Origin of the sequence: Streptosporangium sp. NPDC023825 (assembly GCF_040639575.1) — a bacterium.
Lineage (GTDB): Bacteria > Actinomycetota > Actinomycetes > Streptosporangiales > Streptosporangiaceae > Streptosporangium.
On record NZ_JBFAAE010000015.1, the window covers coordinates 1 to 20,656 of the forward strand.

The 20,656-nt window shown below is 71.5% G+C and carries 20 protein-coding genes; 10 read left to right on the forward strand and 10 right to left on the reverse strand.

The window, feature by feature from the left end; genetic code table 11:
* The 3 genes from AB0G15_RS15820 to AB0G15_RS15830 all read right to left on the reverse strand — a co-directional run.
* On the reverse strand, window positions 1–497 hold a 497-nt coding region (locus AB0G15_RS15820), incomplete at its 3' end, for a CoA-binding protein (RefSeq protein WP_362839684.1).
* Complete coding sequence (sucC, locus tag AB0G15_RS15825) at window positions 497–1,678, reverse strand: ADP-forming succinate--CoA ligase subunit beta (RefSeq protein WP_362839687.1); 1,182 nt, start codon at window positions 1,676–1,678, stop codon at window positions 497–499. The genes sucC and AB0G15_RS15820, both read right to left, overlap by 1 nt.
* A gap of 378 nt (window positions 1,679–2,056) precedes the next feature.
* On the reverse strand, window positions 2,057–2,464 hold the full coding sequence (locus tag AB0G15_RS15830) for a cobalamin B12-binding domain-containing protein (protein ID WP_362678679.1): 408 nt from the start codon (window positions 2,462–2,464) through the stop codon (window positions 2,057–2,059).
* 431 nt (window positions 2,465–2,895) lie between these two features.
* Here AB0G15_RS15830 and AB0G15_RS15835 point away from each other — a divergent pair, with 431 nt between their 5' ends.
* Window positions 2,896–3,807 (forward strand): hypothetical protein, encoded by a 912-nt coding sequence (locus tag AB0G15_RS15835; RefSeq protein WP_362839689.1) that lies wholly within the window; start codon window positions 2,896–2,898, stop codon window positions 3,805–3,807.
* Window positions 3,808–4,070: 263 nt separating this feature from the next.
* Window positions 4,071–4,979: a hypothetical protein gene (locus tag AB0G15_RS15840; protein ID WP_362839692.1), complete on the forward strand. Its 909-nt coding sequence runs from the start codon at window positions 4,071–4,073 to the stop codon at window positions 4,977–4,979.
* A 154-nt stretch (window positions 4,980–5,133) separates the two neighbouring features.
* On the opposite strand, the gene pcrA is transcribed toward AB0G15_RS15840, so the two are convergent.
* A complete protein-coding gene (gene pcrA / locus AB0G15_RS15845) occupies window positions 5,134–7,392 on the reverse strand; it encodes a DNA helicase PcrA (RefSeq protein WP_362839977.1) in 2,259 nt (752 codons plus the stop codon).
* A gap of 126 nt (window positions 7,393–7,518) precedes the next feature.
* Between pcrA and AB0G15_RS15850 the strand changes: the two genes are divergently transcribed.
* Window positions 7,519–8,238 (forward strand): PIG-L deacetylase family protein, encoded by a 720-nt coding sequence (locus AB0G15_RS15850; protein WP_362678670.1) that lies wholly within the window; start codon window positions 7,519–7,521, stop codon window positions 8,236–8,238.
* A gap of 168 nt (window positions 8,239–8,406) precedes the next feature.
* The gene (locus tag AB0G15_RS15855) at window positions 8,407–9,192 is read left to right on the forward strand and encodes an ABC transporter permease (protein ID WP_362839695.1); all 786 of its coding nucleotides are present in this window, start codon (window positions 8,407–8,409) and stop codon (window positions 9,190–9,192) included.
* Here AB0G15_RS15855 and AB0G15_RS15860 read toward each other — a convergent pair.
* The 6 genes from AB0G15_RS15860 to AB0G15_RS15885 form a co-directional block, all read right to left on the reverse strand.
* Complete coding sequence (locus tag AB0G15_RS15860; RefSeq protein ID WP_362839980.1) at window positions 9,141–10,142, reverse strand: CPBP family intramembrane glutamic endopeptidase; 1,002 nt, start codon at window positions 10,140–10,142, stop codon at window positions 9,141–9,143. The genes AB0G15_RS15855 and AB0G15_RS15860 overlap by 52 nt on opposite strands.
* Before the next feature lie 103 nt (window positions 10,143–10,245).
* On the reverse strand, window positions 10,246–10,524 hold the full coding sequence (locus AB0G15_RS15865) for a WhiB family transcriptional regulator (RefSeq protein WP_362839698.1): 279 nt from the start codon (window positions 10,522–10,524) through the stop codon (window positions 10,246–10,248).
* A gap of 213 nt (window positions 10,525–10,737) precedes the next feature.
* Entirely contained in the window at window positions 10,738–11,412 is a 675-nt protein-coding gene (locus AB0G15_RS15870) for a neutral zinc metallopeptidase (protein WP_362839701.1), read from the reverse strand.
* A 181-nt stretch (window positions 11,413–11,593) separates the two neighbouring features.
* Window positions 11,594–13,063 (reverse strand): glutamate-cysteine ligase family protein, encoded by a 1,470-nt coding sequence (locus AB0G15_RS15875; RefSeq protein ID WP_362839705.1) that lies wholly within the window; start codon window positions 13,061–13,063, stop codon window positions 11,594–11,596.
* Between the two features lie 110 nt (window positions 13,064–13,173).
* Window positions 13,174–13,812, reverse strand: coding sequence for a response regulator transcription factor (locus AB0G15_RS15880; RefSeq protein WP_362839708.1), 639 nt, complete (start codon window positions 13,810–13,812; stop codon window positions 13,174–13,176).
* A 139-nt stretch (window positions 13,813–13,951) separates the two neighbouring features.
* A complete protein-coding gene (locus AB0G15_RS15885) occupies window positions 13,952–15,166 on the reverse strand; it encodes a PspC domain-containing protein (protein WP_362839711.1) in 1,215 nt (404 codons plus the stop codon).
* Window positions 15,167–15,308: 142 nt separating this feature from the next.
* Between AB0G15_RS15885 and AB0G15_RS15890 the strand changes: the two genes are divergently transcribed.
* From AB0G15_RS15890 to AB0G15_RS15915, 6 genes are all read left to right on the forward strand, one after another.
* Complete coding sequence (locus tag AB0G15_RS15890) at window positions 15,309–16,910, forward strand: PspC domain-containing protein (RefSeq protein ID WP_362839714.1); 1,602 nt, start codon at window positions 15,309–15,311, stop codon at window positions 16,908–16,910.
* Window positions 16,900–17,109 (forward strand): hypothetical protein, encoded by a 210-nt coding sequence (locus AB0G15_RS15895; RefSeq protein ID WP_362839716.1) that lies wholly within the window; start codon window positions 16,900–16,902, stop codon window positions 17,107–17,109. The genes AB0G15_RS15890 and AB0G15_RS15895 overlap by 11 nt, the downstream gene beginning before the upstream one ends.
* A 75-nt stretch (window positions 17,110–17,184) precedes the next feature.
* Window positions 17,185–17,760 carry an ABATE domain-containing protein gene (locus AB0G15_RS15900; RefSeq protein WP_362839720.1) on the forward strand — a complete coding sequence of 192 codons (576 nt, stop codon included), beginning with the start codon at window positions 17,185–17,187 and terminating at the stop codon, window positions 17,758–17,760.
* A 197-nt stretch (window positions 17,761–17,957) separates the two neighbouring features.
* Window positions 17,958–18,401 carry a VOC family protein gene (locus AB0G15_RS15905; RefSeq protein WP_362839723.1) on the forward strand — a complete coding sequence of 148 codons (444 nt, stop codon included), beginning with the start codon at window positions 17,958–17,960 and terminating at the stop codon, window positions 18,399–18,401.
* A gap of 6 nt (window positions 18,402–18,407) precedes the next feature.
* Complete coding sequence (locus AB0G15_RS15910) at window positions 18,408–19,298, forward strand: pyridoxamine 5'-phosphate oxidase family protein (RefSeq protein WP_362839726.1); 891 nt, start codon at window positions 18,408–18,410, stop codon at window positions 19,296–19,298.
* Window positions 19,299–19,478: 180 nt separating this feature from the next.
* Window positions 19,479–20,579 carry an SRPBCC domain-containing protein gene (locus tag AB0G15_RS15915; protein WP_362839728.1) on the forward strand — a complete coding sequence of 367 codons (1,101 nt, stop codon included), beginning with the start codon at window positions 19,479–19,481 and terminating at the stop codon, window positions 20,577–20,579.
* Window positions 20,580–20,656: the final 77 nt, after the last annotated feature.

Genomic DNA, 20,656 nt, shown 5'->3' on the forward strand with positions numbered 1-20,656 from the left:
TCGTACATGAGCTGGTAGGTCAGCGTGCCCGACTTCGAGACCAGGCCGATGCGGCCCGCGCTGGTGATGTCGGCCGGGATGATCCCCGCGTTGGAGGCGCCGGGCGAGGCGATGCCGGGGCAGTTGGGCCCGATGATCCGGGTCTTGCCGCCCTTGGCGACCGCGTACGCCCAGAACTCGGTGGTGTCGTGGATCGGGACACCCTCGGTGATGACCACGCACAGCGGGATCTCGGCGTCGACGGCCTCCTTGACGGCGTCCTTGGTGAACGCCGGGGGCACGAAGACGACCGACACGTCGGCGCCGGTCTCCTTGATGGCCTCGGCGACGGTGCCGAAGACGGGCAGGCCCTCGTGGACGGTGCCCGCCTTGCGGGCGTTGACGCCGCCGACGACGCGGGCGCCGGAGGCGAGCATCCGGCGGGTGTGCTTGGTGCCCTCACCGCCGGTCATGCCCTGGACGATGATCTTGCTGTTCTCGTTCAGCCAGATGGCCATTACGCACCTACCGCGGCGAGCTCGGCGGCGCGCTTGGCCGCATCGTCCATGGTGTCCACCAGTTCGACGCCGGAGAGCTTGGCGTCGGAGAGAATCTGACGCCCGAGTTCGGCGTTGTTGCCGTCCAGACGGACGACCAGCGGGCGGCTCACGCTCTCACCGCGGGCGTCCAGCAGCTGGAAGGCCGAGACGATGCCGTTGGCGACCGCGTCACAGGCGGTGATGCCGCCGAAGACGTTGACGAAGATCGACTTCACCGCGGGGTCGGAGATGATGATCTCCAGGCCGGCCGCCATCACCTCGGCCGAGGCGCCGCCGCCGATGTCGAGGAAGTTGGCGGGCTTGGGCTGACCCGGGAACGCCTCACCCGCGTAGGCGACGACGTCCAGGGTCGACATGACCAGGCCGGCGCCGTTGCCGATGATGCCGACGGAACCGTCGAGCTTGACGTAGTTGAGGTCCTTGGCCTTGGCCGCGGCCTCCAGCGGGTCCTCGGCGGCCTTGTCCTCGAAGGCCGCGTGGTCCGTCTGGCGGAAGGACGCGTTGTCGTCGAGGGTGACCTTGCCGTCGAGGGCCTTCACCTGGCCGTCGGCGGACAGGATCATCGGGTTGACCTCGACGAGGGAGGCGTCCTCGTCGACGAAGGCGCACCAGAGCTTCTCGATGAGCTCGGCGGCGCCGTCGAGCGCGGCCTCCGGCAGCCCTCCGGCCTGGGCGATCTCGCGGGCCTTGGCCCGGTCGACGCCGTCCAGGGGGGAGACCGGGACCTTGGCGACCTTCTCGGGGGTGCTGTGCGCGACCTCTTCGATGTCCATGCCGCCGGCCGCGGAGCAGATGGCGAGGAACGTACGGTTGGCGCGGTCGAGCAGGAAGGAGAAATAGTACTCCTCCGCGATCGCGCTGGCCTCCTCGATCAGGACCTTGTGGACCGTGTGGCCCTTGATGTCCATGCCGAGGATGTCGGTGGCCTTCCGCTCGGCGTCGGCGGCGTCGTCGGCGACCTTCACGCCACCGGCCTTGCCTCGACCACCGGTCTTGACCTGGGCCTTGACAACGACACGGCCGGTCAGCTGCTCGGCTGCCGCCCGTGCCTCCTCCACGGTGTGCGCGACCACGCCGCGCGGCACCGGGATGCCGTACTCCGCGAAGAGCTCCTTCGCCTGATGTTCGAACAGGTCCACGAGGGTCCGTCCTTGCTTGTCCGGCTGGTGTACAGATGTGAGCGAGCCGACTCCATGATCCAAGGGGGAGCCCGGCGGTTTTGCGCCAATGAAGCCTAGCCCGCCTCGTGGCATGACCAGGTAACCGGGTTCCAGATCGTACGCCCCGAACGCTGTTCGCGCCGAACCGGCCGGTCCGGCGGCCGGTCCCGCGAGCCGGTTCACCGGGCCGGCGGGCGATCCGTCGGCGATCCGTCAGAGGTTCGCCGGACACCGGCTCGGGCGCTACGGCGAGAGACCCGTCGGGCGGGTGGGGACCGCCAGACGGATGAGGCGTCGTCGAACGGGCGAGAGGACCGTCAGACGGGTGAGGGGACCGTCAGACGGGCGAGAGAACCGTCAGACGGGTGAGGGGACCGCGCTCCGCACCCAGTCGACGATCTCCTGGGTGGTGGCTCCCGGGGTGAAGACGCGTGCGACGCCCATCTCCTGGAGGGCGGGCATGTCGGCCTCGGGGATGATCCCGCCACCGAACACCACGATGTCGCTCGCGTCGTTCTCCTTCAGCAGCTCCAGCACCTTGGCGAAGAGCGTCATGTGCGCGCCCGACAGGATGGACAGCCCGACCGCCGCGGCGTCCTCCTGGATCGCGGTGCGCACGATCTGCTCGGGCGTCTGGTGCAGGCCGGTGTAGACGACCTCCATCCCGGCGTCCCGCAGCGCCCGCGCCACGATCTTCACGCCCCTGTCGTGACCGTCCAGCCCCGGCTTGGCGATGACGACGCGGATCCTTGACACGGCATCCATCCAGACCTCCTTGTCTGCGCTCCCCTCGCGACGTGGGAGCTGTCCGCAGCGTAACCGGCCGCGCCGCGCCGGGCTCGGCGGGTCACCGCGAACCACGGTACAGCGCTGCAAACTCCACCGCCTTTTCCGTACGGCGCCGCGGTTCGCCTCCTCCCCGCGGCGGCGCCTCGGTTAAAACCGGCCGGAATGCACGGCGGAACCGAGGCCGTACGGAAAAAGGGAAACTAACCGTCCGTGATTGTCCGGAAACGAATTCCCGTTCCGGCGCCGCCGGATGACGGCCACAAAGGCCGGAAGGACGCCTCTGCACCGAACATGCACAATTAATTCAGACCGGCCCTTCAAATGCGCTACCGTTTTGTGATCTTTCCCCGCCAGACTATTCCTCCCCTCCCCCATCAGGGCGGGGGGTCAATCAGGAGGACTTTCCTTTGAAGCGATACATCGCCGGGCTGGCGTGCGCCGCTACGGCCGCGCTGAGCGTTCCGGCGCTGGCATCGACCGCGCACGCGCAGGCCGCCGATCCGGTCAGCGCGCTGAGGAGCCAGCTCAAAAGCGGCAACGGCGTCGCGTTCGTCGACACCGTCAAGATTCGAAGCGGCAAGAAGAGCACGCTTCTCGCCGACCGCAAGGGTGAATTGCAGCTCGGCCCCTCCGGAGTCGAGGCGTCGGACCACACCACCCAGTTGCGGGTCGAGGGGGACCTCTTCGCGTTCGGCACGGAAGAGAATACCTTCGGCCCGAAGGATGACGACGCCGAGGAAAAGAGCGAGGCGCAGAAGGACCTCGACAGGCTGTTCGCCGGGATGGCCGAGCCGGAACGAGTCGTGCGGGTCAAGAAGAAGGCGTATATCTGGGGCGGGGCGTTTGGCCAGTTCCTGCCGGCGGACAGGCCCTGGCTCGCGTACCCGAAGGACACGTTCGGCCTGACCGGCTCGCTGGGCCAGTTCGTCAACCCCGCCGAACCCGCGACCCTCAAGGCCCTCCTCGCGCGCGCCACGGTCAAGCGTCCGACCGCCTACTCGGGGAAGATCACTTTTGGTGAGCTCAACAAGGTCTCACCGTGGTTCCGTGCCAGGCAGGAGATCCCCCTGTCCAAGCAGCAGGCGAAGCTCACGGTCAGCTGGCGGCTGTTCCTCAACGCCGACCGCCTCCCCGTGCGGCTGACGACCTCGTCCCTGGATTTCACGGACGGGCCTACCACCACGATCGACACCCGCTACAGCGGCTGGGGCTCGAAGGTCACGATCGAAGCCCCGCCCGCCGACCAGATCTCCACGGTCAAGGAGCTGAACGAGCGGTTCGCGGCCGACACGCCCATTCCGCTGCTCACCGTCAAGTGATCCCTCCGCGCTGATCGCACCCCGGATCACCCGAGCCGCGCCCGGCGGGCCTCACCCGCCGGGCGCGGCTCGCGGCGTTCCGCGCCCCGCACAAGACCCGGCCCGTCGAGGAGTCTCCGCTCCCCCGATGGCACCCATGGCGTTCTCCATTCGCAGGGTCCCGATACCTCTGTCGATTCTTGATCCGATATTTCGGGATATAGGTAAGAATCTTGGTCCACCCTCCGCGACGACGCGAGGACACCTACGGGAGGACCCCCTCGATGAGGCGAATCATCGCCACCCTGACCGGCGCCACCATGGCAGCTCTGATCGTTCCCACGCTGGTGACCGTCACCCCGGCGGGCGCCAAGACCACCTTGACCGCCCAGGCCGCCGCGACCGACCCGGTCTCGGCGCTGAAGCGACAGTTCAGGACCCACCGGGGCGTGAAGCTCACCGAGAACACGAAGGTCATCGGTGAGGGCAAGAAGAACCGGACGATCTTCACTCGGCGGAACGGGGTGCTGGAGTTCGGCAGGACCGGCATGGTCGCCTCGGACCTGACCACCAAGTTCAACCTGCCTCTTCCGGACAGCGAGCTCAAGGGCCTGTTCGCCCCGTCACGGACGATCTCGCTGAAGGGCGTCAGCTACACCTCGGGCGGCATCTTCGCCGAGTCCATGCCCGAGGGCAAGAAGTGGCTGCGTACGCCCAGCGGCAAGGTCTCCCTGGTCAGCGCCGTCCAGCAGATCATCAGCACCGTCGAACCCGGCACGCTCAGGGCGACCCTCGCCCACACCCGCGCCAAGCGCCCCGGCGGGACGTGGGACGGCACCCGGACCACGGTCCACTCGGGCACGATCACGCTGGCCGAGCTCTTCAGGGTCTCTCCCGCGGTGCGCACGATGCTGGGCAAGAAGCCCACCGGCAGGTCCGCGACGCTCCCGGTGACCTGGAAGATCTATCTCGGCTCCGACCAGCTGGTCCGCCGGATCGTGTCGTCGTACACGGAGTCCACCCGGGGCCTCAACAGCACCGAGCTGACCTACGTCAACGACACCCGCTACACCGGCTGGGGCACCAAGGTCACGATCAAGGCACCGCCCGCCGGCCAGGTGGTCGAATTCGACGAGCTCCTCGGCGACGTCAACCAGCCCGAGGACCCCATCCAGGAGCTCTTCCAGGGCTGAACCGGCCCGAGGTGATCGGGGACGAACCGGCCGCGCCGATTCGCGGGCCGAACCGGCCCACGGTGCTCGGGAGGGCACCGCGGACACGGGAAGGGCCCGGGAGCAGCCACTCCCGGACCCTTCCCGGACTTCCCCGGGCGCCATCCGGCGGGGGTTAGAGCTTCTCCAGGGGCGCGTACGCCAGCAGCAGGGTCTTCTCTCCCCCGCCACCGAAGTCGATCTTGACCTTGGTCTTCTCCGCGATGCCGTCCACGGACACGACCGTGCCCAGGCCGAACTGGTCGTGGGTGATCCGGTCGCCGGGGGTCAGGTTGGGGATCTGCCTGCCGCCGGGCTTCCTGGCCGGGGCGGGGCGGGAGTCGCGGCGGGTGGCGGCGCTCCAGGCGCTCTTCTCCGGGTCGCTGCGCCAGTCGACGAGATCGGACGGGATCTCGGCGACGAACCGGGAGGCCGGGTTGAACGCGGGCGAGCCCCAGGAACTGCGGACGGCCGCCCTGGAGATGTAGAGGCGCTGCTCGGCCCGGGTGATGCCGACGTAGGCCAGGCGGCGCTCCTCCTCCAGCTCCTTGGGCTCGCCGAGCGAGCGCATGTGCGGGAAGACGCCGTCTTCCATGCCGGTGAGGAACACCACCGGGAACTCCAGCCCCTTCGCGGTGTGCAGCGTCATCAGCGTCACCACGCCCTGGCCGCCGTCGGCCGCAGGGATCTGGTCGGCGTCGGCGACCAGGGAGACCTGCTCCAGGAACTCCACCAGCGTGCCCTCGGGGTTGGCCTCCTCGAACTCGGAGGCGACCGAGACCATCTCGTCCAGGTTCTCCAGGCGGCTCTCGTCCTGCGGGTCGTTGGAGGCCGTGAGCTCCAGGCGGTAACCGGTGCTCGCCAGCACCTCCTGGGCCAGCTCCGAGGGCGTCATGTCGTCGGCCTTCACCATGAGCTCGTCCATCAGCGCGACGAACTCCTTGATCGCCTTGAGCGAGCGGGTGGCCATGCCCGGCGCCTCGTCCGCCCGGCGGAGCCCCTCCCAGTAGGGGATCCGCTCCCTGGTCGCGAACGCCTCGACCATCGCCTCGGCCCGCTCGCCGATGCCGCGCTTGGGCACGTTGAGGATGCGGCGCAGCGACACCACGTCGTTCGGGTTGGACAGGAAGCGCAGGTAGGCGAGCAGGTCGCGGACCTCCTTGCGCTCGTAGAAGCGCACCCCGCCCACCACCTTGTACGGCAGGCCGGTCCGGATGAAGATCTCCTCGAACACCCGGGAGGCGGCGTTGGTCCGGTAGAACACCGCGACCTGGCCGGGCACGACGTCCTCGTGGTCGGTGAGCCTGTCGACCTCCTGCGCGACGAACATGGCCTCGTCGTGCTCGTTGTCGGCGACATAGCCGATGATCTTCGCCCCGGCGCCCTGGTCGGACCAGAGGTTCTTGGGCTTGCGGCTCGCGTTGCGCGAGATCACCGCGTTGGCGGCGGACAGGATCGTCTGGGTGGAGCGGTAGTTCTGCTCCAGCAGGATCGTCCTGGCCTCCGGGTAGTCGCGCTCGAACTCCAGGATGTTGCGGATCGTCGCGCCGCGGAAGGCGTAGATCGACTGGTCGGCGTCACCGACCACGCACAGCTCGGCCGGGGCGACCGCGCCCTCTCCGCCCTCCCTGACCACGTCCCCGTCGGCGGTGCGCGGCTCGGGACGGCCGGCGATCTCGCGGATCAGGGTGTACTGGGCGTGGTTGGTGTCCTGGTACTCGTCCACCATGATGTGGCGCCAGCGGAGCCGGTAGTGCTCGGCCACGTCGGGGAAGATCTGGAACAGCGTCACCGTCAGCATGATGAGGTCGTCGAAGTCCATCGCCCCGGCCTCGGTGAGCTTCTGCTGATAGTTGCGGTACGCCTCGGCGAGCTTGCGCTCCAGGTGGGTGGACGCCTGGGCCGACGCCGTCTCGTAGTCGATCAGCTCGTTCTTGAAGTTGCTGACCTGGGCGGAGAACGACCTCGGCGGGTAGCGCTTGGGGTCGAGGTCCATCTCGCGGCAGACCATCGCCATCAGCCGCTGGGAGTCGGCCTGGTCGTAGATGGAGAAGCTCGTGGGGAAGCCCAGGCGCCTGGCCTCGCGGCGCAGGATCCGCACGCACGCGCTGTGGAAGGTCATCACCCACATCGCCGCCGAGCGCGGGCCGATGAGCCGGTCGACCCGGTCCTTCATCTCCCTCGCGGCCTTGTTGGTGAAGGTGATCGCCAGGATCTCCTGCGGCTGCACGCCCCGCTCGCCCAGCAGGTAGGCGATGCGGTGGGTCAGCACCCGGGTCTTGCCGGAACCCGCGCCCGCGACGATGAGCAGGGGGCTGCCGTGGTGCACGACGGCCTCGCGCTGCTGGGGGTTGAGCCCGTCGAGCAACGGATGGGTCAGGGAAGAGGCTGGGATCGACACGTCCCCTAGGTTAGAGCGACCGACCGACAACCGGGTCCAGCCACCGCAAAGGAATGCGGGTGGACTCCCTCTCGGTTGTGATGACGGAGCGGTACGCGGAAAAAACGGAAAGGCCTTCTCATGCTGTCCGAGAACGAGATCAACCGCGTATTGGCGGTCACCGCACACCCCGACGACGTCGACTTCGCCGCCGCGGGCACGATCGCGCTGTTCACCGACCGAGGCGTCGAGGTGACGTACTGCGTGGTCACCGACGGTGACGCGGGCGGCTTCGACCGCGAGCTGGACAACGGCGGCATGGCCGAGCTGCGCCGGGCCGAGCAGTCCAACGCCGCCAAGGCCGTCGGCGTGACCGACGTGCGCTACCTCGGCCACCACGACGGGACCGTGGTGCAGAGCCTGGAGCTGCGGCGTGACATCACCCGGGTCATCCGCCAGGTCAGGCCCGACCTGGTGATCACCCACAGCCCCGAGCGCAACTACCGGTTCATCGCCCCCAGTCACCCCGACCACCGCGCGGTCGGCGGCTGTGCCCTCGACGCCGTCTATCCCGACGCGCGCAACCCGTACACCTTCCCGTCGCTGCTGCTCGACGAGGGGCTGGAGGCGTGGACCGTCCGCGAGGTGTGGCTCAACGGCGGTCCGGCGCCCGACCACCACGTGGACGTCACCGACACCTTCGACCGCAAGCTCGCCGCCCTGCGCGCCCACGCCAGCCAGATCGGCCACCTGGAGGACTTCGAGAGCTTCCTGCGGGGCCGTTTCTCGCAGATCGCCGTCGAGGCGGGCTTCGGCGAGGGCCGCTACGTCGAGGCCTTCCAGCGGGTCTCCACCGTCTGACCCTCCCGAAGGTTCGAAGAGCGCCGCCGGAGGCGGGCCGCGACCGGGCCGCCGCTCCCGCCGTGAGCCCGGAGGGCACCCGGCCGGAGGAGCCGTAGCCGGGTCCTCCTCGCGGTCGCCGCCGGAGACCTGGCAACCTGGAAGGCACCCGACGGGAGGTCCGCGCCGTTGAACGGCATCGATCTGTCTCTCGCCACCGCCGTCGTCGTCCTCCTGCTGGCCACCGGGGCCGCCGCCGTCGCCCGGCTCGGCCGCCTCGGGCACGCGCCCGCGGTGCTCGTGGCGTGCCTGCGCGCCGCCGCCCAGCTCGGCGCGGTGTCCCTGATCATCGTGTGGGCCGTCGAGCGCGCGCTCGCGGTGACGGTCTTCGTGCTGGTCATGTACGGGGTGGCGAGCGTGACCGCCGGACGCAGGATCACCTCGGGTCCCGCCGCCTGGTGGGCCACGGTGCCCATCGCGGCCGGGACCCTGCCGGTCCTGGCGCTGCTGTTCGGCAGCGGCGTCGTCCCTCCGCTGGGCATCACGCTGATCCCGGTCGCGGGCATCCTGCTGGGCGGGTGCCTGACGGCCACGGCCCTCGCCGGACGGCGGGCCCTGGACGAGCTGGCCCACCGGCGCGGCGAGGTGGAGGCGGCGCTCTCGCTGGGTTTCTCCGAGCGGGACGCGGCACTGGAGATCTGCCGCCCGCCCGCGGCGCAGGCGCTGGTGCCCGCGCTGGACCAGACGGGAACCGTGGGCCTGGTCACGCTGCCCGGCGCCTTCGTGGGGATGCTCCTGGGCGGGGCCGGCCCGCTCCAGGCCGGAGTGGTGCAGCTCGTCGTGCTGGTCGCGCTGCTGGCCGCCGAGGCGGTGGCCGTGGTCGTCACGATCGAGCTCGCCGCCCGCGGCCGCTTCGGCGGCGGTCAGCGGCCGGGAGCGGGCCCCTCCGGCGGGGCCAGGCGGGCGAACAGGTAGCCCAGGGAGTTGGTCGCGACGTGGAACATCGCGGGGGCGGCCAGGCCTCCCCTCCTGCGCAGCTCGGTGAAGAGCACCCCCGCGAGGCCCGTCATGATCACCGACCCGGCCACGACGCGTGCCACCTGCCACGCGGGCGCCCTCCCGGGGACCCCGGACACGCCCGGTGTGCCCTGCACGTCCCGCGTGTCCGATCCGGCGGGCGTGCCCTGCGCGTCCTGCGCGTCCTGCGCGTCCGATCCGGCGGGCGTGTCCGGGGTGCCGGGCGTGTCCGGGGTGCCGGGGGTGTGCTCGCTCCCCGGCCCGCCCCCGGGACCGCTCCCCGTGCCCTCCGCGCCGGGGTCGCGGGCGGCCGTGATGTCGAGGGCCTCCCCCGCGGCCAGGCGGCTCAGGGCGGGGTTGGCGGCCATCATGTCGACGGCGGGCAGGACGTGCCAGAGGCCGAAGAGAACCGAGGAGATCGCGGTCGCCGTACCGTGGCCGTGGGAGCGGGCGACGAGCGCGTGCAGCACCCCGCGGAAGCCGACCTCCTCGAGCAGGACCGTGCCGACCGGCACCTGGAGCAGGGCCTCCTCCAGCGCGCGGGCGCGGGACAGCGACAGGGCGCGCTCGTCGCGGAAGAACCGGCGGGTGGCCGGGACGGCGACGCCCACGGTGTAGGCCGCGGCCACGGCGGAGGCGAGCGCGCCGCCGATCCGCAGGCCCCGCGCGCGCCGGTGGAATCCCAGCTCGGCCCAGGAGAGCCCGGAACGGCGGGCCATGACGACCAGCGCGCCGGTGGCCGCGGCCGAGGTCAGCGGCGCCAGCCTCGGCGCCACGCGGTTGTTGAGCACGTTGGCCGCCACCAGCACCGCCACCGCGCCCGCCTGCACGCCCGCCCGCACGCCCACGGACACACCGGGCACCGCCTCGGGTCCGGCGCAGGCGGCTCCCCCCGGCTCGCGCTCCATGCCCACGACTGCCCACGACTCCCTCGGACGCCGTCCCGCGCCCCGCGTGCCGGGCCGCGCCGGGGATCATGATCTTCGGGATCCCCTCGAATCCGGTTCGAGGCTACGCGATCGGAACTCGGCCCGCGGCGGCCTGGCGCCAGCCGGCGGGGAAGCGCAGGAGACGGCGTTCACGTACCGTCAGGCCGCCCCAGATCCCCTCGGGCTCGGCCGCGCGGAGCGCGTAGGCCCGGCACTCCTTCAGCACCGGGCACCGCTCGCAGACCGCCTTCGCCCGTGCCTCGTGCTCGGCCGACTGCGTCAGCGGGAAGAACAGCTCGGGGTCGCTCGTACCGCAGGCACCCCGCGCGGCCCAGCCGATATCCCGCATCGTCGTCAGCATGACATCGCCCCCTGATCGCCCCCTGGTGGCCAGCTGGTGGCCCGGCGTCCCCAGCCAGACTAGGCGGGCCCCGGCGGCGGGACATCAGCCTCTCGGCGGATTCACCCGTACCCATCGCGGCGTACTCCGGCGGCGCGCCACTCCCGTGACGCCCCCGCGGCGCCCCGGCGCCACCTCGTGGCCCGCCCCGGCGCCGCGTCGCGCGTCGCGGCCTCAGCAGGCTGTCGTCCCCTGGTTGTATCCCTTGGCGAACAGCTCCTGGCGCTGGCCCGCCGTGCCGTGGGCGTCCGGGCGCAGCCAGTCGTCGGTGGGATCGCCCGCCGCGGCGAGGTTGATCAGGAGCTCGTCCTCGTCGCCGGGCTCGGTCTGCAGCGAGCCGCCCTTGACGAGCGCCCCCAGGGTTCCCCCGGCGTAGCAGTCGGCCTGGAGCTCCTGCTCGATGTTCAGGCGGAACGCGGTGTTCAGCTGCGCCTGCACCGCGTGCCCGAACTCGTGCGGAATGATCACGTAGACCGAGCCGTCGCCCATCCGCTCGTAGAGCTCGTTCATCCACTGCTCGTCGTAGGCGATGAAGTGTCCCGCCGAGCAGTAGAAGGCGTTGTTCGGCACCGACGGCCGCCCGCCGCAGTCTGGCCCGTTCTCTCCCTGGTAGGCGATGAACCCGGTGACCGGGCGGTAGGTCAGGCCGGCCGCTGCGAAGGTCTGCTTCCAGTAGGCCTCGGTGAGCTCCCTGGCCAGCTCGACGTCCGACTCGAACGTCTGCCCCCGCGCGCTGGGCGTGGCCTGCCCGCCGGTGGGGCCGGCCTCCGGCTCCGTGCCCTCCTCCACGCTCCCGCAGGCGGTGACGGCCGCCAGAACCAGGGCCAGGACGAAGGAGAAGGCTCTCATACGCCCATCGTGACGGAGTCCGCGGCCCCGCGCGAGCGATCGGTCCGACCGGGGACCGGCCGGCGCGGAGGCCGGTGAGGCGCGGCGGGCCCCGCCGTCCCTCGCAGCGGCGGTCCCACCGGCGTTCCTGGCTGTTCCGGCGGCTCGGGCCGCGGTCCCGGAAACGATCTCGGCCCCGGTCTCACGGGGACGGCCAGGTGTGGACGGGCTCGTTGGTGTGCATGTTCTCGATGTAGCGCAGGGTCATCCGGCGCAGCGCCTCGTGCCTGTCGAGGTCGCCGAGCGCGTTCACCGCGTCGATCTGCCAGCTCGCCCCGGTGGTGCCCGTCAGGCAGCGCTGCTCGACGATCCCCAGCAGCCGGTCCCTGGCCCCGGGGTCCACCCCCCACAGGTCCAGCCCCTCGTGGGCGAGCGGCAGCAGGCGGCGCAGGATCAGCTCGGACGCGACCACCTCGCCGAGCCCCGGCCAGAACAGCCGGGCGTCCAGGCCGTACCGGGCGGCGGCGTGCAGGTTGTCCTGGGCCGCGGCGAACGACATGCGCGTCCAGACCGGGCGTTCGGCGTACGGGAGGACGCGCATGAGCCCGTAGTAGAAGGCGGCGTTGGCGGCGACGTCCGCCACCGAGGGCCCGGCGGGCAGCACTCGGTTCTCCACCCGCAGGTGCGGGGTGCCGTCCACGACCGCGTAGACCGGCCGGTTCCACCGGTAGACGGTGCCGTTGTGCAGGGTCAGCTCGCCGAGCTGCGGGGTGACGCCGCGCGCCAGCTCCTCGCGCGGGTCCTCGTCGTCGCACAGGGGCAGCAGCGCGGGGAAGTAGCGGGCGTTCTCCTCGAAGAGATCGAAGACCGAGGTGATCCACCGCTCGCCGAACCACACCCTGGGCCGCACCCCCTGGGTCTTCAGCTCCACCGGGCGGGTGTCGGTGGCCTGCTCGAACAGCGGGATCCTGGTCTCCTGCCAGAGCCTGCGGCCGAACAGGAACGGGGAGTTGGCCGCCAGCGCCACCTGGGGGCCCGCGACGGCCTGGGCGGCGTTCCAGTTGGCGGCGAACGCCTCGGGGCTGACCTGCAGGTGGAGCTGGAGGCTCGTGCAGGCGGCCTCGGGGGTGATGCTGTCGGCGTAGGCCTCCAGGAACTCCTCGCCCTCGATCGACAGGTGCAGGTCCTCGCCCCTGGCCGCGAAGATCTGCTCGTTGAGGAGCTTGTAGCGGGGGTTGGCCGACAGCGTGCCCTCGTGCACGTCGCTCTCTCGCAGCGTGGGCAGGATCCCGACCATCACCATGTGCCCGCCGACGGTACGGGCCCGTTCCTCGGCGTGGTTGAGCCGGTCCCTGATCACCTTCTCCAGCCGGGCCGCGCCGTCCCCCTCCAGGGATTCGGGCAGGACGTTGATCTCCACGTTGAACTGGCCCAGCTCGGTCGCCCAGTCGGGCTCGGCGATGGCCTCCAGCACCTCGACGTTCTTCATGGTGGCCTCGCCGCGCTCGTCCACCAGGTTGAGCTCGATCTCCAGCCCGGCCCTGGGCTCGTCGAACTCGAACCTGGACTCGCGCAGCATCTGCGCGAAGACGTCAAGGCACCGGCGAACCTTGTCCCGGTAGCGCCGCCGGTCCTCGCGGCTGAACACCATCGCAGGTACATCGCGTCCCATACTTCGCAGAGTCGCACAGAAGTAACTGCTCGTACAGAAGTCCGCGGGGTGAGGATGCCGTGGACGCCGGGGACACCGGGGACGCCGTGGACGCCGTGGACACCGGGCACTCAGACCAGGCGCCGCGCCGTGGCCCAGCGGGACAGCTCGTGGCGGTTGGAAAGCTGCAGCTTGCGCAGCACGGACGAGACGTGGGTCTCCACGGTCTTCACCGAGATGAACAGCTCCTTGGCGATCTCCTTGTACGCGTAACCGCGGGCGATCAGCCGCAGCACCTCGCGCTCGCGCTGGGTGAGCGAGTCGAGCTCGGGGTCGATCGGCGGGGCCTCGCTGGAGGCGAACGCGTCCAGCACGAACCCGGCCAGCCTCGGGGAGAAGACCGCGTCGCCCTCGGCCACCCGGCGGACGGCGTCGGTGAGCTCGCGCCCGCTGATGTTCTTGGTCACGTATCCCCTGGCACCGCCCCGGATCACGCCGATGACGTCCTCCGCCGCGTCGGAGACCGACAGCGCGAGGAAGCGGACCGTGGAACCGGAGCCGAGCACCCGGCGCAGCACCTCCTGGCCGCCGCCGCCGGGCATGTGCACGTCGAGCAGGACCACGTCGGGCCCCAGCGCGGCGATCGCCTTGACCGCGGACTCCACGTCCTCGGCCTCCCCGATCACCTCGATGGAGTCGCCCAGCTCGGCCCGCACGCCGGAGCGGAACAGGCGGTGGTCGTCGACGATCAGGACCTTCACCACACTCATCGGACTTCTTCCCCTCGCGGTCCCGAGGGCCGCTCTCCAGCTCGTCGCGATCCCGGGAGTCGTCCTGAGATCCGCTCTCCGCCCCGCCGCGATCCCGGGGGCGGGGCCCCGGCTCGCCGCGTCGTGGCTCGCTCGCCGCTCACGTCTTCTCCAGCTTCATGGTCAGCATCACTTCCGTGCCCTCGCCGGGCTCGGTCCGCACACGGGCGCTGCCCCCGTGGCGCTCCATCCGGCCGATGATCGACTGGCGGATACCCATACGATCCTCGGGCACATCGTCCATGTCGAACCCGATCCCCCGATCCCGGACGAAAATGGTGACCTCATCCGGTTCCGTCTCGGCGTACACGGAGACGACCTCGGACCCGGAGTATTTCGCGGCGTTGACCATCGCCTGCCTCGCGGCCTGCATCATCGCGGACAGTTCGGGGGTGAGCGGGCCGTCGCCGACGCAGACGACCTCGATCGGCACCCCGTGCGCGTCCTCCTCCTCGGCCGCGACCCGCCGCACGGCCGCGGCCACCGACGCGTCGGCGTCCTGCTGGGGCTGGTAGAGCCAGTTGCGCAGTTCCCGCTCCTGGGAGCGGGCCAGCCGCATCACCTCGCGCGGGTCCTGGGCGTTGCGCTGGATGAGCGTCAGGGTGTGCAGCACCGAATCGTGCACGTGCGCGGCCACCTCGGCGCGTTCCTCTTGCCGGATGCGCTCGCGGCGTTCGCGCTGCAGCTCCTTCCACAGGGCGGCCAGCCAGGGCGCCGCGATCAGCGCGACACCGCCCACGACCACCAGGGTGAACATGATCCCCGGACGCGCGTTGCCCAGCTCGTCGTTGGCCACCAGGAAGCCGATCGCGCCGACCACGACGAGCACGAGCCCGAGGAAGGTGCGGACCCGGTTCTGGCGGACCTGCCCGACGGTGTTGCTCATCCAGCGCTGCCGCCGGTCGGGGTCGGCCTGCTGCCACAGGATCAGCGAGCCGATACCGCCCACGGCGATCGGCCAGGCCCCGATCCCGGCGCCCGAGGCGCCGGTGAGCCAGCCCAGGGCGATGAGCGCCAGCCCGATCGCGGCGTACGCGGTGAGCTGGCTCCAGTCCCTGCCCGGCTCCCTGCCCTCGTACGGCTCGCGCGGGGTGAACATCCACAGGGCGGCGTACGCCAGGGCACCGAACCCGTCCGGGACGGTGAGCAGCACGAAGGCCAGCCGCAGCACGACCGGGTCGAGCCGGAGCTGGGCGGCGGCCCCCTGGGCCACCCCGGCGACCAGCCGCCCCTCCACCGGTCTCACCAGGCGGGGGAAGGGGGCGTCGTCGGAGGTCACGGGCGCCGCGTCGCGAACTGTCTGTCGGTCAGCCATATCGTCAGCATCGTCACATGAACCAGCCTGCCAGTGCATCAGGCGTTCCCCTGAAGCGACCCTGAGAGAGACCTGCCCTCTCCGGGACGACTCAGGGGTCTCCCGGATGCGTCATGGGCCGGGAAAGGCCACGATGAGGAACATGAACGACACCGGGCGGGCCCAGGATCCGGCGAGCTCGCCGTCCGCCTCCTCCCCCCTCGAGGAGCGCGATCTGAGGCGCAGCAACGAGGGGCGCATGCTCACGGGCGTCTGCGCCGGCCTGGGGAGATACGCCCGCATCGATCCCGTGGTGCTCCGGGTCGGTTTCGCGGTGCTGGTGCTCGGCTCCGGAATCGGCATCATGCTCTACATCGCGGCGTTCCTGCTGATGCGCGAGACCGACGGCGGCCCCGGCTACCTGGAGCAGTGGATCCGGCGCGACTTCGACGGCGAGACGGTCCTGACCCTGCTGACCGGCCTGTTCGCCCTCGGACTGATCGTCAACGTCTCCTCGGACGGCATCGGCACCGGCACGGTCGTGGTCGGCACGGTGTTCGCCATCGCCCTGCTCGCCGCCCATTCCCGCGGGGTCGACCTGCTGGCCGTGGCGAGGTCGCTGCCCGACCGGCTGCGCAGGCGCCGCGCCCCGTCCCCGTCCCCGTCCCCGTCCCCGTCCCCGTCCCCGTCCCCGGCCGACCGGTGGCCCGGCTCGCCCGCCCAGGCGCCGGGCGCCCCCGCCGGGCAGCGTCCCGTCGGCGAGCGGGATCCGGTCACCCAGGCCGCCACGTCTCCGGCCGGCCGGCCGGGCGCCGAGACGGTCGCGGAACCGTACGCGCCCGCGGCAGGCCCGGCGTCCGCGACGGCCCCGCCGCCGCCCGACTCCGGAACCCGGCCCATGCCCGCCTTCGAGAACCGCGCCGGGCAGGCGCCGGGCATGCCCCCGGGCCCCGTCGGACCGCCGGAACACGGACCGCGGGACACCCCGCCGGGCCCGTACGGCGCCGCGAGGCCGTTGTTCGACTCCTCCGGCGAACCCTTCTCGCCCTACGGCCCCTACCAGCCTCTGGATCCCCGGAGACGGCAGCAGCACTACTCCCCCTACGACCCGTCCGCGTACCTGGGGACGGTGGTGGCGCCGCCCAGGCCGCGACGGCGCGGATCGCTCGTCGGGAGCGTCACCATCTTCCTGGCCATCATCGTTGGAGGGATCATCGTGGCGATCCAGTCCGCCTCGGGATCGGTCAACATGACGGTCGCCGGCGGCGCGGTACTCGTCGTCATCGGCGCCGGCCTGCTGGTCGCCACCTGGTTCGGCCGGGGAGCGGGGCTGGTCGCGACCGGCACCGTCCTGTCGCTCGCCCTGATCGCGGGGTCCACGCTGGGCGGCGTGCCGAAGAAGTTCGGCGACTACACCTGGCGGCCCACCACCCTGTCCGAGGTGGCGCGCACCTACTCGGTGGACGTGGGAGAGGGCAGCCTCGACCTGGGCGACCTGGCCCTGCCCCCCGGCTCGCGGACCGTCGTGAACGCCTCGGTCTCGGTCGGCGAGATAAGGGTGATCCTGCCCCCGACGGCCAGGGTCGAGGTGAACGGCTCCACCAGGTTCGGCGACGTCAAGATCGACCATACGGTGGAGGGCGGGGCCGACATCCAGCACAACAAGATCCTGGAGCCCGAGGTGCTCCCCGAAGGGGACGTGGCCACCATCGTGCTGAACATCAAGGCCGGCCTCGGGGACGTGGAGGTGCGCCGTGCGGCCTGACCTCGAAGGGACCGAGCGCCGCCGCCGCGTGCACCGCACCGACTGGATGGCCCTGCTCAGCGGCGTGGTGTTCATCGCGGCCGGCATCGTCTTCATCAGCGAGCCGTCCGTCCAGCCACTGGTCATGCTCATGGTCCTGGTGAGCGGCCTGGGCTTCGCCGGTCTGGTCGCCATCCTGGTCAAGGCCGTCCGGCGTTAGGCGTCCCGTCCCGGCGGTCGCCGGCGACGTCAGGACCTCACGGCAAAACGCCAGATCAGGCATTAGAGTCGGAGCATGCCGGCCCTGGAGTTCGTCAGCACCGTCCGCGCGACGCGGGCCGGTCTGACGGACACGCTCGCCGACGTCGAGGGCATGACCGCGTGGGGCCGGGCGCACGCCGCCGAGCTGGGGATCGGCCCGGGCTTCCTCGCCTCGGAGGAGCTGCGCGCCGAGGTGGTGGAGCTGCGGCAGGCCGTACGGGCGCTCTTCGCCAGGGCCGTGCGGCCGGGCCCCGCGAGCGGCGCGGACGCGCACCGGCTCCCGGGGTTCGCCGAGTCGCTCGACCTGGTCAACGCCGCGGCGCTGGCCGTGCCGCTGGCCGCGCGGCTGGAGTGGCCCTCCGACGACGTCCCCCGCGCGCGGACCGTCCCGGACGGGGGGGCCACGGAGTCGGCGCGGATCCGGGCGGCCCTGGCGACGTCGGCGATCGAGCTGCTGGCCGGGCCCCTGCGCGAGCGGCTCCGCACCTGCCCCGCGCCGCGCTGCGTGCTCTACTTCCTCAAGGAGCACGCCCGGCAGGAGTGGTGCTCGGTCGGCTGCGGCAACCGGGCCCGCGCGGCCCGCCACTACCACCAGCACCGCGACGGCTGACCCCGCCCGGCCGGTTCTCCCTTTTCACGCCCCGACCGGTGGGTCTCACCGCCCCGACCGGCGGATCTCATGCCTGGATTCTCGAAGGTGTGATTTGCGTCATACATTTCTAATGGGAAAAATGATGATTATGCATTAGATTTGTCTTCAGTCAGACTAACGGAACCAACCGTTAGAAAGCTGAAGGGAGAGACCAGATGACCTTCCAGACCGGCCACGTCGGCCTCAACGTCTCCGACCTCGACAGGTCCAGGGACTTCTACGTGAAGATCTTCGGCTTCGAGGTCCTCGGCGAGTCCGGCGAGGCGGGCCGCCGGTACGCCTTCCTCGGCCTCGACGGCACGCTGGTGCTCACCCTCTGGCAGCAGAGCGAGGGCCGCTTCGCCACCGGCCTGCCCGGCTTGCACCACCTGTCCTTCCAGGTTCCGGACATCGAGACGGTCCGCCGGGCCGAGGACGCGATCAGGGAGGCCGGCGCCACGCTCCACCACGACGGCGTGGTGGCGCACCGCGAGGGCGCGTCCTCCGGCGGCGTGTTCTTCGAGGACCCGGACGGGATCCGGCTGGAGATCTACGCGCCCACCGGCGCCGAAGGTTCCCCCGTCCCGGTCGCCGCCGCCCCCACCTGCGGCTTCTTCTAAACGATCGTGGAGCACGCAGGAGAGCTCGCGGTTCAGCGGAGGGCCGGGGTACGCGCGGTGGCGCTGGGTTCGGCCAGGACCCGGCCGGAGATCCCGGCGGTGGCGGCCGAGTTCCTGGGGCGGCAGCGGATGCTGCTGATCGGGGCGAGGGGGCGGGACGGGCTCCTGTGGGCGTCCGCCCTGACCGGGCCCGAGGGCTTCGCCCGGGCGCCGGACGAGCGGACGGTCGTGGTCGACGCGCTTCCCGGCGAGCACGACCCGCTGGCCGGACTGGACGGGGGCCAGATCGGGATGCTCGCGATCGAGCCGTCGAGCAGGCGCAGGATGCGGGTCAACGGCACGGTCTCGCGGGAGGGCGGGCGGCTGATCGTCCGTACCGAGCAGGCGTACGCCAACTGTCCCAAGTACATCCAGGCGCGGGAGGTCGTCGCGGAACCGGCCGAGCCGGGGGAGCCCACCCCCGGCTCCGCAGGCTTCTCCTCGGGGACGGTGTTCGGCGACGAGGACCGGGCGTGGATCGAGGGCGCCGACACGTTCTTCGTCGCCACCTCCGCGCCCGGTCTCGGCGCCGACCTGTCACACCGGGGCGGCAACCCCGGGTTCGTCCGGGTACTGGACGACCGGCGGCTGGTCTGGCCGGACTACGCAGGCAACTTCATGTACATGACGCTGGGAAACCTGGAGCTGGATGACAACTGCGGCCTGCTCTTCCTCGACTGGGAGGGCGGCGACGCCCTGCACCTGACCGGGCGTGCCCAGGTCGACTGGGATCCGGGAGACGTCCCGGGCGCGCAGCGGCTGGTCCGGTTCGAGGTGGACCGTATCGTCCGCGTACGGGGAGCCGTCCCGCTCCGCTGGGGACGCGCGGAGTACTCCCGTCACAACCCGCCGGTCTGAGGGCGCGGCGGGCGCATCGTCCCCGCCAACGGGGGCAGTACCAGGGGAGCGGGCACCGAACTGGAGTGCGGACACGGACCGTCGCAGGAGGTCCGGCCGGGCTTCAGGGCGGCATACTGGCAATACGCCCCCGTGTAGTCGTAATGTCGCGACAGCGGCCGACCGGTGAGGAGCCGAGCGATGGCGATGCGATTCGAGCACGAGTTCACGGTTCCCGTACCTGTCGACCAGGCGTGGCCGGTGCTGCTCGACGTCGAGCGGATCGCGCCCTGCCTGCCCGGAGCCGCCGTGGAAAAGGTCGAGGGCGGCTCCTTCACCGGCCGGATGAAGATGAGGATCGGGCCGATCACGGTGACGTACCAGGGCCGGGCCGCCTTCGAGAAGGTGGACGAGGACACCCACTCCATGACCATCAGGGCCTCCGGCAAGGAGGCCAGGGGCCCGGGCACGGCGGGTGCCACGGTCGTCGCGCGCCTGCACCCCGACGGCCGCAACACCCGGGTCACCGTCGACACCTCCTTCGACGTGACCGGCCGCCCGGCCCAGTTCGGCCGGGGCGTGATGACCGAGGTCGGCGAGAAGCTGGTCGACAGGTTCGCGGCCGGCCTCTCCCGCCTGCTGGGCGAGGGCCCCGGCGTGGAGACGGCCGCCGATACGGCCCCGGGGACGACCGGCGTGGGCGGCTGGAGCGCGACCGCGAGGCGGGAAACGGTGCCCGCGGGGCCGGACGACGTTCCGGCGGTCTCGGAGACCTGGGGTCCCGGCCCGGCGCGCCCCGCCGATTCCGACGACTCACGCGAGCCCGTCGACTCCACGACCGCACCCGCCGCGCCCACCGGTCCCGCGGGCTCGACGGCCTCCGGCCAGGAGAGCCCCGGCACCACCGGCTCGGCGTTCCCCGGCCCGGCGGGCTCGACACGTCACGGCACGGAGGGCCACGAGGGCACGGCGGCCTCCGGCGGCACGGACCATGGTGCGGCGTCCGGACTGGGCGGCCCCGGCGGCCCGGAGGACCTGAACGGCCCCGGCGTCCCAGGCGGGCCGGAGCGTCACCTCAGCGCGGTGCCGACGCCGGCCGGCCTCGCGATCGACGAGGAGGAGGAGTCCCGCCAGAGCCACCCGGCGGGCACCTCGCGCACCTCGCTCAGCCCCGACGAGGAGGCTCTGAACCTCCTGGAGGTGGCGGGCATGCCGCTGCTCAAGCGCGTCGCCCCGCTGGTCGCCGCGCTGACGGCCCTCGTCCTGCTCGCCTGGCTGATCCGCCGCGCCCTGCGCCACTAGCCCCGCGCCCGCACCGGCCCGGTACGCCGCTCACCGCGGACACCGGCCAGGCGGGTGAGCGACCGTCCGTCGCAGAG